This window comes from Croceivirga lutea (assembly GCF_014235875.1).
In the GTDB taxonomy this organism is placed as follows: Bacteria; Bacteroidota; Bacteroidia; order Flavobacteriales; family Flavobacteriaceae; genus Croceivirga; species Croceivirga lutea.
Map to the genome: position 1 here is coordinate 131,497 of NZ_JACJUK010000007.1, position 16,688 is coordinate 148,184.

Here is a 16,688-nt window from a genome sequence, read left to right on the forward strand (position 1 = left end):
ATGTAACTCCTGTAAAGTCCATTTTATATGTGATTCTTCTAACGTCATTTCTAGGTTGTGCCCAAAACAAATTGAAAGTCTTGATTGTTGACGGACAAAACAACCATGCCGTGTGGCCAAAGTCTACCATCATGATGAAACAATATTTAGAAGAATCAGGGCTTTTTAGTGTTACGGTACAACGCACCAAAAGTGTTTGGAAGGCAGAACGGGAAGAAGATTTTCTAGCCTTGGCCAGTACCGGGGATGTAACTTTGGTGGAGGAACCAATAACGGATGCATCTTTTGGCCCCAACTTTTCCGACTATGATGTAGTGGTCAGTAATTTTGGCTGGCGTGCAGCCCCTTGGCCAGAGGCAACCCAAAAAGCTTTTGAAGCGTACATAAACGCGGGCGGCGGATTTGTAAGCGTACACGCTGCCGATAATTCCTTCCCCGAATGGAAAGCCTACAACACCATGATTGGCTTGGGTGGCTGGGGCAACCGAACCGAAAAAGATGGGCCCTATGTCTATTATGACAATATGGGTAAAAAAATCACGGATAATACTGTAGGAAAAGCTGGTGCCCATGGTAAACGACATCGTTTTCCCGTCACAATAAGAGATACAGAACACCCAATCACCAAAGGGATGCCAAAGGTTTGGCTTACGGGCATCGATGAATGCTATGCCAAACTTCGTGGGCCGGCAAAGAACATGACCATTTTGGCGACTGGCAAAGATTTGAGTGAAACCGCTCCCACAGACCGAAATGAGCCTTTACTAATGACCATCGACTATGGTGAGGGTCGTATTTTTCACACCACCTTGGGGCATGACACCGATTCCTTTGAAAATGTCGGCTTTATCGTATCATTTTTACGGGGAACGGAATGGGCGGCAACAGGGAAAGTGACCCAAAAAATACCCGAAGATTTTCCAACTGAAACAGCACCAAACAAAAGGACATTTCAACTAAGCAAACACTAAACCAACGCTCCATGAAAAACAATACCCTTATCGTGATAATCTCGGTCTTTTTAGTCACGGGTCATTATCAAATGATGGCACAAAAAGATTTTAAAAATCCAATTAAAAAAATTAAATCAAAAGATTGGGTATCCCTTTTGGACCAAAACCTATCGGAATGGGAAGTATGGACAGGGGTACCTGAACCCTCTGTCAAAAACCTTCCAAAAAACTATCAAAAAGATGAAAATGGAGCAAATAAAGCACCTATTGGTCTGGGCGACCCCATGGGTATTTTCTCAGTGACCGAAGATGAAAACGGTGAGCTTATCCTTAATATATCAGGAGAGGTATATGCAGGTCTAACGTCAAAAAAAGAATATGCCAACTACCACCTCACTTTTTTGTTCAGATGGGGCGAAAGAAAATATGAACCGCGTTTGGAACGCAAACGGGATAACGGTCTGCTCTATCATTGTCACGGAGAACATGGTGCGTTTTGGAACGTTTGGAAGTCTAGTCTTGAATTTCAAATTCAGGAAGGTGATTTTGGCGACTTGTACACTTTGGCGGGCACAAAAGCAAAAGTAACCGTGGATGAAGAGGGCAAATGGTCGGACGGTTCCAATTTGATAAATAATGGTGTACGTGTAAAGCGTAAAATTGACGTTGAAAGTCCGCACGGACAGTGGACCCGCGTTGATCTTTACGTGTTGGGCGATAGTTCGGCACATGTAGTTAATGGAAATGTGGTGCTGGCATTGACCGATGCGATTTCAAAGGAAGGAAACATACTGGATTCAGGACAGCTACAGATACAATCGGAAAGTGCGGAATGTTATATCAAGGACATGCACCTTCGTCCTATTTCAAAATTTCCAAAATGGATAGATAGGGAACTCCCTTAAGTTTAACACATTGTTCAAATAAAAACAAACACCATAAATGAAACAGTTGAGATTACTTATAACACAGTTGACCTTGCTGTTTTGCATCGGATTAGTGGGTGCCCAATCTTTAGAACATCCAGTAATTTATACAACCAGCAGTGAAAGAGCTGAACTGTTAAAAACAATTGAAACCCATTCTTGGGCAAAGGCAATCGTAGAGGAACTGCATCAAAATATTGACACCAAACTAAAAGTTCACGCAACAAAGCCGACCGAGGTTTTGGGCAATATACCTGTATTTAGCAGTGGTAGAAAAAAGAAAGGGGAACAGGCTGCCTCACCTTTGGCCGCACAACACTATGCCTTATTGAAATTGGCATCGGAAGCAGGCATGTTGTATTACCTCACCCAAGAAGAAGCATATGCGCAGTTCGCGGCTGATATTTTACAAGTCTACATCGAAGAATTGGCTCCCCGTTCACCACAAACGACGACCATAACTGGCAATGCATTTTTTGACCCCAGAACCACCTATCCACATATTGCGTTGACCTACGATTTCATACATCCATTTCTAAAAAAAGAAGGCACTAAAGTATACAGCATTTCCAAAGAAAAATATATTCCCTTTGACAATGGACAAGCACAAAAAGCCCTGAAAAATATCGTCGGCAACGTACTTCAGGAATACGGAAAACCTGATATTCACGGTAAGGTGGTTAGCAACCATCCAATTCTGACTTCGCCTGGCGCTTTGTTCACCATCTTATGTATCGAAGATGATACCGAACGTGAACGATTGTTCAATATCTTTTGGGAGAAGGGTACGGCACATCAAAATTCCTTTAAAAACACCATTCTGCCCATTTTTTCTGAGCAGGGATTATGGCCAGAGTCGCTGAGCTATGGCTTTATGCCCATTGTATCGATGAACCTCAACATCATCGACCGTATCAAACCAGAACTCAAGGTGACGGAAGAGGCAAAATATATTTTCAACGGCAGCTTTTTATACGATTACTTAAGGCACCCCGACCGACGGTTTGTTCGCTACGGTGATTCTAAACGAAATAATGATTTCTCCGCCAACAATTACCGCTATGCGCTACATGTTGCCCAACGGCGTAGGTATACTACAATTGAACAGAAAGCCAAATTGGCCTTACAACAAGCCTATGAGGCCAATGGTGGTTACCGACCTAGTATGACCAGTAGCGGCCCTTACGACCAATACCAGCACTTACAACTGTTTTGGGGAGTGCCTATCCCCAAAAAACAGGATGAACAATTAGATTTCAATAAAAAAACCGTTGTCGTAACCCATGCCGGAGTAGCCCTAGAGCGAAATTATGTACCCGAAAAAAACGAGCTATTCGGACTCTGCGGAATCATCGGGGGCGCTCACTACGTGCATTCACACGTAACGGGTATTTCAATGGAGCTTTATGGCGCAGGCTACGTCATGGCGCCCAATGCTGGACTTCCGCCTACAGTACCCGAAAGACAAATACCGCTTCACGAACATTATTTTAGGTTATATGCAGGCAACAATACCATTGTGGTAAACGGAACCTCGCATGGACTTGATGAGGGCTCTTGGAAACGGAGGGCAAACGTTTGGCAAAATACCGTGGCCAATATAGCCGCCGAACCAAAACATTTGGAAGAAGGGATTGCCGATGAATTCAGTTTTGCGACCCAATTTTTAGAGGATACCGTGAACGATGCAACACAAGAGCGCACACTGAGCACGATTAGAACCAGTGCAACTACAGGATATTACTTGGATGTTTTTCGCTCCAAGTCAAATGGGGAGAATAAGTTTCATGATTATATCTACCACAATATTGGTGATAGCGCGCATATTCTAGATTCCAGTAGCCAAGAACTAGCTTTACAACCAACAGACCGCTATCAAAATGATATTGGCGATGTAACCAAATCACCTGGTTGGCGTTATTTTGAAGAAACCGAAACCACCAAAGCAACGGACAAAGCGGTCAAAGTAAGATTTGATGTAAAATACGATGACCGATACATGCACCTATTTGTTCCTAATGGGGTTTCTAGGGCATACACCAAAGCCTTGGCACCACCCACTAGAGAAGCTAAACATGGCTATGTGTACAAAAAGACGCAAGTACTTGCAATTAGACAAGAGGGAGAGGCATGGAAGCGACCGTTTGTGGCGATTTTGGAACCTTCATTAAACGAAGCATCAAGCGTTGAAAAAGTCAATCCCCTATGGGATGGAGATAAACTTTTGGGTGCCATAGTCGTATCCAAAGTCGGTGCAATCCAAATTACAGATTATATCATCTCACAAGAAAAGAAAGACGCTTTATATCACAATACGGAACTGGACTTATTGTTTGAGGGTAGGTTTGGTATTGTCCGTACCGTTAATGGTTTGGATCAAAACGAAGTCATTTTATATATTGGTGAAGGAGCCCGTTTGCAGTGGCAAAAAAACGCATTGGAAGCAGCAAACGATAGAAGGGGAATAGAACGTTTTAAGCAAATAGATTAAAGATGAAAACAAGTCAAGTTATTATCCTTCTTGTCTTGTTTGTCATGGCAAGTTGTAAAAAACCGAAATCACATAAGAATGTGCTGTTCATTTTGGTGGATGATTACGGCTATAACGATATGAGTTTTAGAAACGATAGTTTCTATGAAACTCCTAATATTGACCAACTAGCAAGTGAAAGTACCGTTTTTACCGAAGGATACGCCAACTCAAGGGTCTGTAGTCCGTCTAGGGCGAGCATTATGACCGGAAAGTTTACGGCACGGCATGGTATTACCGATTGGATTGGCGCAGCTGCGGGCGAGGCATGGCGAAAAAAGGGACGGTTCAATAAACTGCTGCCACCAGAATACATAAGGGAACTACCATCAGAAGATATAACACTTGCGGAAGCTTTAAAGGCTAGGGGGTACACTACTTTTTTTGCCGGAAAATGGCATCTGGGCGAGAAAGGGTCTTGGCCCGAAGACCATGGGTTTGACATCAATATCGGTGGCACCGGTTCAGGAAGCCCCCGTGGAGGCTATTTTTCGCCGTTCAACAATCCGAATTTAGACAATAATAAAGACGGTGAAAACCTAAGTATGCGTTTGGCGAATGAAACCGTCAGTTTTATAAAAGCGCATCAAGCGCAACCTTTTTTTGCTTTTCTATCCTTTTATGCGGTTCACGGCCCCATACAGACCACCGAAAAAAAATGGAGCAAATATCAAGCAAAGGCAGTTAAAAATGGTATTGCCAAGGTAGGTTTTGAAATGGGTCATTTTTTACCAATACGGCAACAACAAGACAATCCCGTATACGCGGGCCTAGTCGAAAGTATGGATGATGCGGTCGGAAAGGTGTTAACCAATCTTCAAGCCCTTGGGCTGGATAAAAACACCATGGTCATTTTTACTTCAGACAATGGTGGTGTGGTTTCTGGGGATAATTATGCCACAACCAACTTCCCTTTAAGAGGTGGTAAGGGATACCAATTTGAAGGCGGTATCAAAGAACCTTATTTCATTAAAGTGCCTTGGTTAGAAACTCAAGAAAGAACCTCAGACGTTCCAGTGACGGGAGCTGATTTGTATCCTACCATTTTAGATTTTACCGGTCTTGACCTCAAACCCCAACAACATCAAGACGGTACCAGTCTAAAACCATTGTTGATTGGAGAAGCCTTGAAAGAGCGTCCTTTGATTTGGCATTATCCTCATTATGGGAACCAAGGTGGTGAACCCTCGTCCATCATCCGAAGGGGTAAATGGAAATTGATTCATTATCACGAAGATGGCCGGGATGCGCTGTATAATTTAAAAACAGATGTTGGCGAGGCAACTGACGTTTCCGAAGCTAACGAAGTTGTAACTGCGCAATTAAAGCAGGAACTTTTTGAGTATTTAGAAAGTACAGGTGCTGAATTTCCTATGTCAGATGCCCTATATGATGCTGAATTGGAAAACGCCTACCTTCAAAAAATAGCCACACAAAAACTGCGACAACTAGAAGAACAACGATTACAAATGTTACGTCCCGATTTTAAACCCAATGCGGATTGGTGGGGCAGTCAAACAACCAAAGACTAATGGAAAATAGAATAAGAAAACACACGATAGGTTGGTTATGGGCTTTATGTTTTGCACTCTTACTCAGTTCATGTGTCAATGAAAAACAAGGGGTTTCCAAAAACTTAATCGAAGATTTCAAGCATCCACCAAATAAATATAAACCCATGCCCTTTTGGCACATCAATGGGGAGTTGACCACGGAAGGCATCCACCAACAAATGAAAGATGCCAAAGAACTCGGAGGCTTTTCTGGAATAAGCGTGTTGCCCCTTGCCCCTAAAAAAAATGATAGGCCGGGAACTACACCAGAATTTCTTTCTGCGGAATATCTGAACCGTTTTCAAGATGTACTGGACACGGCCGAGGAATTGGATATGGAGGTCATTCTCTATGATGACAATGATTTTCCAAGTGGAATGGCAGGCGGGAAATTAGGCGAACTGTTTCCAGAGCATACCATGAAACGATTGGATAAGGTGGAAAAAACCATCACAGGTCCGGCCAATTTAAGTGAACGGGTGCCAGCGGGACAATTACTTTCAGCGGTCGCCATGAATGCAGAAACCCTAGAGCGTATTGAACTGAGTTTGTTTATTGATAAAGGAGTCACAAAATGGAAAGTTCCCGAAGGGAATTGGAAGATTATGTACTTCCTTATGGTAAAAGATAGTTACCACAAAGCATATCCCGTAGTTGATTATTTAGATACCGTGGCAGTGCGTAAAATGATGGAACTGACCTATGACGTACATAAAGAAAACTTTGGTTCCTATTTCGGCAATACCATTAAAACCACCTTTTTTGATGATGTCGGTTTTTGGAAACACCCACGGACTTGGACGGGTAAATTCAATGAAAAATTTAAGGAATTACATGGTTACGACCCTAAGCCTTGGTATCCTGCGCTTTGGTACAACATTGGACCCGAAACGGAATCGGTACGCCATGCGTTTTTTAATACGAGGGCAGAATTGCTGGCAGAAGGTTTTCCCAAATTAATAGGTGAATGGGCAAAAGCGAACGGTTTAAAAGACACCGGGCACCCACCCGGTAATTATGACCCCACGCCCATTGATATGAACGGGGATATTTTTAAATTCTTCCGGCATACCGCCATGCCCTTGACCGATGCCATTATCGGATATCAATTTGGACAAAACGGACATAAGCTCATCAGTTCTGCAGCCGATTATTACGACAGACCTGTCGTCTCTACTGAAATCTATGGGGCGTACAAGGAAAAAACCTTCGACTCGCTAATGCTCTACAGATCCGTTATGGATATTTTTTCCCGCGGGGTCAATTTTGTGGTGCCGCATGGCTTGTGGTATAACCCTGAACAAGTTTATATTTCGCCGCTCGTTTCTCCCTATAGTGAAAAAATAGCTCCTGCCTTGCCCGCTTATTCCGAATTTGTCGGCAGGTCGTGTATGCTGTTGCAAGGCGGGAAACGTGTATCCGAAGTAGGTGTTTTTTATCCCTTTGAAGAACTCGCAGGATGGTACCGTTTTGAAGACCCCGATAATCCAAGACAGGGATTTTTTGTTTCCCCGGAAACCAATTATCAAGAAATTAGTGGATTGTTGACCAACGATATTAGACAAGATTTTACGTTTATCCACCCCGAGTATTTTCTGGATGACAAATACGAAATTGACCAAGGTTCGGTACGCCTGAATAATTTGGAAAATGCGCAAAACTATAAGGCACTTATCCTTACGGGATGCAAAGTGATTTCATTAAAAACCTTGCAAAAAATAAAGGAATATTACGATAAGGGCGGTTTGGTGATTTCAACGGGACAGTTACCGTTTAAATCTTCAAAGATGGGTCAAGATGAAAAAGTGCAAACCTTGGTCAAAGAAATATTCGGAATAGACCCAAAAGCTCCATTGACATCGAAAACCAAGCATAACGATAATCCTTCTAAGGGAAAGGCCATTCATATTCCCCATCCAAATGAACAAAATGTATCCGATGCGATTAATACAAGTCTAGCTCCCGATGTTCAATTTTCACCTAATCCAATATTGGCTACGGATTTTGGGAAATTCAATTACATCCATAAAATAAAAGACGGTAGGCAAATCTATTTCTTCTCCAATTCCAGCGATGAACCCATTACCACGGAGGTAAGCCTAAAAGGAAATTTTGAGCTGTACGAGACCAATCCGCATACGGGGAACATCTCCATCCTAAAGGATACCGAACATCTAGAAAAAGAAAATAAACAGTATACAAAAGCTAACTTAAAATTAGCACCAGTGAGTGCTACGTTTTGGATATCAAACTAAGGGCAAAAATGAAATCAACAGGTACAAAATTAGTTCTCTTAGTCGCATTTCAATTTCTTTTTTGCGCACCTTCGGCCATCTTGTATGGTCAAAACCATAAATCAATTTCACCACTCAGTTTGGGCGATGGCTTCCAAAACCCGCCAAATGAGGCCAAAGCACGCACTTGGTGGCATTGGCTGAGTGGTAATGTCTCCAAATCTGGAATCACAAAAGACTTGGAAGCGATGAAGTTCGTGGGAATTCAAGAAGCGCAATTATTCAACGTGCATTTGGGTTTTCCACAGGGTCCCGTAAAATATCTAAGCGAGGAATGGCTGGATTTGTTCAAGTTCTCCGCCGAAGAGGCAAAGCGGTTGGATTTGGAGTTGGCATTTCACAACGGTCCGGGTTGGTCGTCTAGTGGCGGACCTTGGGTAACAGAAGCCCATGCCATGCAAACCGTGGTTTTTAGTGAACTTGAAGTGAAAGGAGGACAACCAATTAACGCTGTCCTACCAAAACCTGAAACGAAATTTGAGTACTACAGGGACATAGCCATATTGGCATTTCCAAAACCAAAAGCGGACATCAAGATTGATAATCTAGATTATAAAAACCTCTCGGAACGCATCCGGAATCATTTAGTACCGGATACGAAAAGTATTTCAAAAGACGCCGTTGTTTCTAAAGACGCAATTATTGATATTACCTCCAAACTCTCGGAAGATGGAATGTTGAAATGGAAGGCACCGCAGGGCGAGTGGATTATCCTAAGAATGGGACACACCCCAATAGGTACCACGAACCGACCAGCTCCTTTGGAAGCCAAGGGCCTAGAGGTTGATAAAATGAGTAAAACGGCCGTTGATGCCTATTGGCAAGGTGGGGTACAGCCCATTATTGATACATTGGGAGATTTGGTCGGTACCACGGTAAACAATTGTTTAATTGATAGTTACGAAGTAGAAACCACCAATTGGACGGTAGGCTTTGATACGGAATTTGAAAAATTAAGGGGGTACGACCTAACAGCCTATTTGCCAACTTTGGCGGGCTATTATATAGATGGCGGCGAAATTTCCGAACGCTTTCTATGGGATTTTAGAAGAACTATTGGCGATTTGATTGCCGAAAACTACTACGCCCATTTTCGTGAGCTGTGCCACCAAAACGGAATGAAATTATCCGTGGAACCGTATTGGGGACCTTTTGACAATATGCAGGTTGGTGCCACCGGCGATATCGTCATGTGTGAGTTCTGGAGCGGTGGCTACCCATTTTTTGATTCCCCAAAATTCGTTTCCTCCATAGCCCATTTAAATGGCAGTTCCATAGTCGGTGCGGAGTCTTTTACCGGAGTTGGTGGTTGGAACGAGCATCCTGCCCAATTGAAATCCATCGGTGACAGGGCTTGGGCAGAAGGCATTACCCGTTTTATTTTTCATACTTACGTGCACCAGCCTTGGGATGTGGCCCCGGGATTAGCGCTGAGCTATCACGGTACGGATTTTAACCGTTTGAATACCTGGTGGCAACAAAGCAGTGTTTATATGGATTACATTGCACGTTCGCAGTTTTTATTACAACAAGGCAAAAGCGTGGCAGACGTATTGGTGTTTACTGGAGAATCTTCTCCAAACACAGCTTTTTTAAAGCCCGAAATCAAGAATTTGGGCTATGATTACGATTTGATAGGGGCAAACAAACTGCAAGAACTATTCGTAGAAAATGGAGAAATCTATACCTCAAAAAGCGGTCCGTATAAAGTGCTACAATTAACCGCCTCGGAATGGATGAAGCCGGAAACCATTAAAAAAGTAGAGCAGTTGGTAGCTGACGGAGCAAAGGTCATTGGGGCGAAACCGAAGAAGTCCCCCAGCCTTGAAAATCACTCCAATGCCGATGCCGAAATACAAGCCTTGGCAAAAACCTTGTGGGATTCAGAAGCAGTAAAAGATACCTCCATCGAAAACTACTTAATACAGAGTGAGGTACTTGCGGATTTCAATGTGGAACGTGGTGATGGGTCCGATATCAATTTCATCCATAGAAAAACCAAGGAAGCCGATATCTATTTTATCGCCAATGCAAGAAAAGAAAGTCGGGATATTTTAGGTCGATTTAGGGTTTCGGGCAAACAGCCGGAATTATGGAATGCCGAAACTGGAGAGACCAAAGATCTATTAGTGTTTACCGAAAATACCGATGGTACTACAACCGTTCCTATTTCCTTGGGTATGGAAGCCTCCGTATTTGTGGTTTTCAGAAATTCAATTACCAAGCCGCATCTGGTTGAAACCTCGATAAAAATACAACGACCGGATTTAGAGCCGCTTTCCAATTTGGAAGTAATTAAAGCGGAGTATGGGACATTTTTACAGGAAGGTCTAATCGATATTACAGATAAGGTTTCCGCTGCGGTAACGAATGGAAAGCTTGATTTTAGGATGACTCGTGCGTTCTGCGATTGTGACCCGGCCATGGGGTACAAGAAAGAATTCCGAATGGAATATCAAATCGGTGAAAAAATCCATCAACTGGTTGCGGAAGAAAGAGAGCATATACACATTGAAGCGTTCCAAGAGCCACTAAGAATATTAAAGGCCGTCTTTGGTAAGTTCAAGGCAGAGACCAAAGGAGTACCAGCCAATTACAAAATCCACGACATTACCGCTAAAATACAGGATATGGTGGCAGCGGGTAATCTCGATATTCCCATACAAGATGAATTGATAGGCGCAAAAGACCTCGAAGGCAATAAGACCGCCTTAAAACTCACCTATAACACCGATGGGGAAGAATATACACGCAGCATCCCCAAAGGTGGAATACTTAAACTGTCAAAAGACCTTCCAAAACCCGAACTGCTATTTAAAAATGGGGCCATACAATGGGCAACGCCTTATCCCGGTGTCTTAACCTATGCGACTGCGGACGGAAAAAGTAAAACGGTCGAAGTAAAATCCACCCCCGAACCCATTGAACTACGTGGCGCATGGGAAGTGGAATTCCCCGAGAAAAAAGCCACTTTTGACACACTTATTTCTTGGTCAACCTCCACTAAAGACGACATTCGGCACTTTTCAGGTACGGCCAGCTATAAAAAACAGTTTACGGTTTCAAAGGATGTAATCGGTACTGAAAATAGTTTGTTACTGGATTTGGGCAGTGTACACAACATTGCCGAAGTGTTTGTCAATGGTCAACAAGTGGGCGTCTTATGGAAACCACCGTTTCGACTTCCTATCGACAACCTAGTCAAAGCAGGGCAAAATACCCTTGAAATAAAGGTTACCAATCTATGGCCCAATCGGTTGATCGGTGACGAAAATTTACCATTGGACTATGAACGTAAAGGAAATCAAATAAAAGAATGGCCTGCTTGGCTAACGGAAGGGAAAGACCGCCCAACGGAACGCAGCACATTTACTTCTTGGAACCATTGGAAAGCCGATGATGCCTTGCTGACATCTGGTCTTTTGGGTCCGGTTAAAATAATTGTTTTGGAATTAAAAAATATCGATGATGAGTAAAGAAAAAGCAATGTTATTACTATTCATTTCGGTATTGCTGTTCGCATGTAATTCGAGTAAAAAAAACGTACCAACAACAGAAAATAATGTGCCGGAGGTCGACTTTTTTGCGGATAACGGCTTTGGCAATGCAGTTGCCGTGGTGCAACACCCTGCCGGTATTTACCATGAAGGTATCACTTACGTCTGCTACCAAGGTCCAAAAGAAGACCCCTACGTAGCCTCCTACAACCATGGGACCAAAGAATGGAAGGGACCGTTTAGGGCTGGCATAAGCGAAATGGGAAAGGACCCTAACCGCAAAAAGAGAATAGACAACCACGGCAAGCCTTCAATGCTGATTGATGACGCCGGCTATATACACATCACTTTTGGGGGGCATGGCGGCATGAAAAAACACGGGGAAAATACCTTGGGGAATCATCATTATGGTAAAAACCTGCACGCGGTTTCAAAAAAACCATTGGATATTACCAGTTGGGAAACCTTGGATAACATTTCACCCTTTGGCACCTATAATCAAATGATTAAAATGGATAACGGTGATATCTATTTATTCTATCGCCACGGGGCGCACCGCAGCAATTGGGTGTACCAAAAATCTACGGATAACGGACGTACTTTCGGCGAACCCATTTCATTTTTAAAACACAAACGCAGAACGGAAATAGAGGCCGAAGACTCTTGGTACCCTTGGTTGGGTAGAGGTCACGGAGACGATATCATCGTAGCATTTGATTACCATATTTGTAGGGACAATAAGAACGCCCAAGACAAACGCGGGCATATACCCGAAAGACATCATGTGTATTACATGGTGTTTGACACCAAGCTTGGGAAATGGAAAAACGTAAAAAATGAACCCTTACAAATACCCTTGACCAAAGAAATGGCAGATGAAAAGGCTTTGGTGGCAAATACAGGAACGGATTGGACTTTTCAAGGAGTTACCGAGGTAGACGCTAATGGAAATCCGCATATCGGCATCACCGTAGGACCTGATATTGGCGAAAAAAGAAGTGGTCCTAAACGCATGCGCTATTTCAAATGGGATGACACCGAATGGGTTTCAGTTCAAAATTCCGGCCTGCCCATTGGCAATGGAGATATCGAACTGACTTCCAATAACGAGGTTCAGTTTTATATTGCCGCACAAAATTCGAAAGGAACCGGAGAAGTAGCACGATGGGATGCCCCAGCACATGGCAACTCCTTTCAAAAATCGCGAATCTTATTGACCAAACCCGAGGCCAATTTTGCCATTTCTACATTAATTCAAAATTCGCACCCAGAGGCCCGATTGATAGTAGCGGAAAGAAAACCTGGTACAGATTACAGAAGAATGTATTTGTTAGGGGATGATGGCCCAATTTTAAGGCAAAAAGAAGGTGCAAACGTATTAGAAGAATCAAAAAAGTAAACGTATGAAATGAGCCATAACAAGTCTTGATACTCACCAAGATGGTTATTGGCGAATTACATCTGACCTATGAAAAAACAATAAAAATAAACAGATGAATAAAATAGTGTGTTGTTTGGTAGTTGTAAGTATGACATTAAATTCTTGCAAACCCAAAGTAAATAAGGAAAAACCTATTTTAGAGAAAACTACTAGTCCCAATATATTATTTATATCTGTGGACGATTTGAATAATATGATAGGTCCAATCGATAACTTTTCAAATGTAAAAACCCCCAATTTTGATAGGTTGGCCAAAATGGGGGTGACCTTTACCAATGCACATGTACAGGCACCACTTTGTGGTCCTTCAAGAGCATCGATTATGACAGGTCTACGGCCATCAAATACAGGTATTTACGGAATGATTGGCGATAATGAGATTCGAAGACCAGAAAATCCCGCTACAAAGCACATCACCTTTTTACCTGAATATTTTGGTAAAAATGGTTACCATACCATGGGTATTGGCAAGTTATTCCATATCCATGCGCCCGATAGTGTGTTTCACGAATCTGGTGGTAGGGTGCCAGGCTTTGGCCCGGTACCTGAAAAGCGATTTGTTTGGGACGGTTTTGGAAAAGGTATCAGGGGAGTTCATGGAAAAACCAGTACGGATTGGGGTGCCTTTCCTGAACAAGACACTTTAATGCCAGACCATGCATCTGCCAATTGGGCCATAGAACGCTTACAAAGGGATTATGACAAGCCCTTTTTTTTAGGACTTGGTTTTTTACGGGTTCATGTGCCCTTATATGTTCCTCAAAAATGGTTTGATTTATATCCTTTGGAGGAGATTGAAACCCCACCTTACCGAGCAGACGATTTAAATGATATACCCAATGTTGGTTTACAGATAAACGATTTGCCCATGATGCCAACAACACAATGGGCTAAAAAAACGGGTAACTGGAAAAAAATTGTACAAGCTTACTTAGCCTGCATCAGTTATGTAGATAATGAATTAGGTCGCGTTTTAGATGCTTTGGAGAATAGTGTATACGCAAATAATACAATAATTGTTCTATGGTCTGACCATGGGTACCGCTTAGGGGAAAAAGAAACCTTTGCGAAACACGGGCTCTGGGAAACCGCAACCAAAGCACCATTATTATTTGCGGCACCTAACTTAACTAAAGGCAAAAAAATTGATGCTCCTGTAGAAATGCTGTCTATTTATCCAACCTTATTAGAGTTAAGTGGGCTTCCTGCATATGATAAAAATGAAGGCAAAAGCTTAGTTCCAATGATGAATAAAGATGCAGGCGTTGAGGAATCTTATGCCTTAACAACCTACGGTATGAACAATCATGCGGTACGAACCCATCGGTTTAGATATATTCAGTATGAAGATGGTACAGAAGAGTTGTACGACCATAGCAAAGATCCCAATGAATGGGAAAATGTTGCAGGTAACGATGAATATAATGACAAAATCAAAGAATTAAAGAAGCTGCTACCTGATAACAATGCCAATTGGGATGAAAAATCCATGTATAAATTCCAGCCTTATTTTGTAGAGCAGAAAGCCAGAACGAGTTCAATTAAATAAAATCATACAAGAATCGGGTATAATGAAAGCAATCCTCATCTGTATAGCAGCAATAGTTGTTATGATGAGCTGTAAAAACAACCAAGCGTTAGTCTCGGAAAAAGGTAGTGATCGTGGAGAATGGAATTTGACATTTCATGATGACTGTACCGAAGATTGGTCAAAACTTTGGTTCTTGGACGGTCTGGAAGCCAGCATAGAAAACTCAGATAACGGAATGCATTTTAAAGCGGGACCCGAGGCGGCGAATGATGCGCACCATGCAGTTTTATGGACAAAAGAATCCTTTTACGGAGATATGAAAATAGAATTCGATTACACTAGGACTGATACGGCCAACAAATACATGAATATCCTATATATCCAAGCTACCGGTGATGGGGAAGGGCCTCATGTAGAAGATATTTCTAAATGGAATAAGAAGCGCGAAGTACCAGCCATGCGCGAGTACTTTGAGAATATGAACGTCTTTCATATTAGTTTTGCTGCTTTTGGAAATACCGGAGATGGTTTTCATTACGTTAGGGCCAGAAGATATCCAAAGCTGAGAGAACAATAGTTCCAGCGCACGCAAATTAAACCTTCTTTTGATATGCAAGGATTTTTTGAAACTGGTAAGACTTACCACATTGCGGCCATCAAAACTGCGGAAAAACTCAGTTTTAAAATGGAGCATAATGGTATAGAACAATATTTTGAATGGGATATATCCAATATAGTACCAATTAAAGACGGCAGAATAGGACTAAGGCATATGCATACGCGTTCTGCACGCTACACTAATTTCAAGATTTATACGAAATAAGTACAGCTGAGTTTTGGATTGATGATTTTTGTCGGATTCTCCCTATGGATTTCAGATTAGCTTCACTTAGGTTAAAATCAATTTATTTGGACCATACTACCTCAAAATTGCAGTGATGGCCGTTTGATTTTAGTACCACTTCTAAATTTCCCAGGTGAAATTCCCGTTTTCTTTTTAAAAATTCGATTAAAATAAAAATCACTTTCAAACCCCAATTCAAAGGCAATTTCTTTCTGCGTTTTGTTCGTAGCCAAGAGGAGCTCCTTGGCTCTTTCAATCTTTAAGCTTAAAAAATATTGTAAAGGAGATACTCCGGTCTGTTTTTTAAAATCCAGTCGAAACTTGGAATAACTTACCCCAAGCTGCTTGGCAATTAATTTTAGCTTGATGGATGAATCGATATGATTGTACATGATGGACTTTGTTTGGTTGACCATGGTATTCATTTCCGCTACATTTAGCCCCCCTGCCTTTAGATTATACAATTCAGCCATGAGCTGTAAACAAAGTGCAGAAGCTGTTCGTTGAAAACCAAAGTCCTCTCTTTCAAATAACAAAAAGAGCCTGTCGAAAAGGGTTAAAATTTGGGCTTGGTCGGCATTGGAAATTATCGGGTCTTCAGGGCTGAAAAATCCATTGGCAATGAACTGCCTGGCAATCGTACCTGAAAAACCTATCCATCGTTCCGTCCAGCCACTATTTTGCTCTGGTCTATACCGGTGCCAAACCCCTGGAAAGAGCAAGAATACATCCCCATTCAAAAGCCTGACCTTTCCTGTGGGATTACTTTCAAATTCCCCTTCCCCTTGGGTAATCAATACTAGATGAAATTCATTCAAAACCCTGCCGTTTTCCCAAGAAAACATATAAGAATCAGGATGATTCGTACTTGGATAGTTGGAGTTTGCTGGAATTTTGGTCCGCCCCAGATTGTTGATGTAAAATCCCCAAGCCTTGTCCCGTTCAAAGACCAATAAGTATTTTCGATAGCTATTTTCCATATCATTTTGTGCAATAAATATATCAAATTGTTAATTGGTCTTGGGTTACTTTTTCTCGAAATTGTATGAATTATGAAAGTTAAATGGGGATTTATTATTAAAAATTGAAATCAACTCAATTGTGGTAATTGGTTTATCA

At 42.1% G+C, this 16,688-nt stretch carries 11 protein-coding genes; 10 read left to right on the forward strand and 1 reads right to left on the reverse strand.

Translation table 11 applies throughout. The annotated features are described in order from the left end of the window. Nucleotides 1–80: 80 nt before the first annotated feature. The 10 genes from H5V42_RS12890 to H5V42_RS12935 all read left to right on the forward strand — a co-directional run bounded on the left by H5V42_RS12890 (nucleotide 81) and on the right by H5V42_RS12935 (nucleotide 15,548). Nucleotides 81–971, forward strand: a complete 891-nt coding sequence (locus H5V42_RS12890) for a ThuA domain-containing protein (protein WP_241731902.1) — start codon at nucleotides 81–83, stop codon at nucleotides 969–971. Nucleotides 972–982: 11 nt separating this feature from the next. Then, nucleotides 983–1,858, forward strand: a complete 876-nt coding sequence (locus H5V42_RS12895; RefSeq protein ID WP_185783584.1) for a 3-keto-disaccharide hydrolase — start codon at nucleotides 983–985, stop codon at nucleotides 1,856–1,858. 37 nt (nucleotides 1,859–1,895) lie between these two features. Next, on the forward strand, nucleotides 1,896–4,370 hold the full coding sequence (locus H5V42_RS12900) for a heparinase II/III family protein (protein ID WP_185783585.1): 2,475 nt from the start codon (nucleotides 1,896–1,898) through the stop codon (nucleotides 4,368–4,370). Nucleotides 4,371–4,372: 2 nt separating this feature from the next. Further along, the gene (locus tag H5V42_RS12905) at nucleotides 4,373–5,941 is read left to right on the forward strand and encodes a sulfatase (protein WP_185783586.1); all 1,569 of its coding nucleotides are present in this window, start codon (nucleotides 4,373–4,375) and stop codon (nucleotides 5,939–5,941) included. After that, nucleotides 5,941–8,217: a glycosyl hydrolase gene (locus tag H5V42_RS12910; RefSeq protein ID WP_185783587.1), complete on the forward strand. Its 2,277-nt coding sequence runs from the start codon at nucleotides 5,941–5,943 to the stop codon at nucleotides 8,215–8,217. Before H5V42_RS12905 ends, H5V42_RS12910 begins: the two co-directional genes overlap by 1 nt. Before the next feature lie 8 nt (nucleotides 8,218–8,225). Continuing rightward, entirely contained in the window at nucleotides 8,226–11,732 is a 3,507-nt protein-coding gene (locus H5V42_RS12915; protein ID WP_185783588.1) for a glycosyl hydrolase, read from the forward strand. Then, nucleotides 11,725–13,152 (forward strand): BNR-4 repeat-containing protein, encoded by a 1,428-nt coding sequence (locus H5V42_RS12920; RefSeq protein WP_229665674.1) that lies wholly within the window; start codon nucleotides 11,725–11,727, stop codon nucleotides 13,150–13,152. The genes H5V42_RS12915 and H5V42_RS12920 overlap by 8 nt, the downstream gene beginning before the upstream one ends. 94 nt (nucleotides 13,153–13,246) lie before the next feature. Next, on the forward strand, nucleotides 13,247–14,743 hold the full coding sequence (locus tag H5V42_RS12925; RefSeq protein WP_185783589.1) for a sulfatase: 1,497 nt from the start codon (nucleotides 13,247–13,249) through the stop codon (nucleotides 14,741–14,743). A 175-nt stretch (nucleotides 14,744–14,918) separates the two neighbouring features. Continuing rightward, the gene (locus tag H5V42_RS12930; protein ID WP_185783590.1) at nucleotides 14,919–15,302 is read left to right on the forward strand and encodes a hypothetical protein; all 384 of its coding nucleotides are present in this window, start codon (nucleotides 14,919–14,921) and stop codon (nucleotides 15,300–15,302) included. Nucleotides 15,303–15,335: 33 nt separating this feature from the next. Further along, nucleotides 15,336–15,548: a DUF1961 family protein gene (locus H5V42_RS12935; protein WP_185783591.1), complete on the forward strand. Its 213-nt coding sequence runs from the start codon at nucleotides 15,336–15,338 to the stop codon at nucleotides 15,546–15,548. Between the two features lie 101 nt (nucleotides 15,549–15,649). On the opposite strand, the gene H5V42_RS12940 is transcribed toward H5V42_RS12935, so the two are convergent. Beyond that, nucleotides 15,650–16,549, reverse strand: coding sequence for an AraC family transcriptional regulator (locus tag H5V42_RS12940; RefSeq protein ID WP_185783592.1), 900 nt, complete (start codon nucleotides 16,547–16,549; stop codon nucleotides 15,650–15,652). Nucleotides 16,550–16,688: the final 139 nt, after the last annotated feature.

Coding starts and splice junctions, on each gene's coding strand:
- H5V42_RS12895 (WP_185783584.1), top strand. CDS start 983: ATGAAAAACAATACCCTTATCGTGATAATCTCGGTCTTTTTAGTCACG.
- H5V42_RS12900 (WP_185783585.1), top strand. CDS start 1,896: ATGAAACAGTTGAGATTACTTATAACACAGTTGACCTTGCTGTTTTGC.
- H5V42_RS12905 (WP_185783586.1), top strand. CDS start 4,373: ATGAAAACAAGTCAAGTTATTATCCTTCTTGTCTTGTTTGTCATGGCA.
- H5V42_RS12910 (WP_185783587.1), top strand. CDS start 5,941: ATGGAAAATAGAATAAGAAAACACACGATAGGTTGGTTATGGGCTTTA.
- H5V42_RS12915 (WP_185783588.1), top strand. CDS start 8,226: ATGAAATCAACAGGTACAAAATTAGTTCTCTTAGTCGCATTTCAATTT.
- H5V42_RS12920 (WP_229665674.1), top strand. CDS start 11,725: ATGAGTAAAGAAAAAGCAATGTTATTACTATTCATTTCGGTATTGCTG.
- H5V42_RS12925 (WP_185783589.1), top strand. CDS start 13,247: ATGAATAAAATAGTGTGTTGTTTGGTAGTTGTAAGTATGACATTAAAT.
- H5V42_RS12935 (WP_185783591.1), top strand. CDS start 15,336: ATGCAAGGATTTTTTGAAACTGGTAAGACTTACCACATTGCGGCCATC.
- H5V42_RS12940 (WP_185783592.1), bottom strand. CDS start 16,549: ATGGAAAATAGCTATCGAAAATACTTATTGGTCTTTGAACGGGACAAG.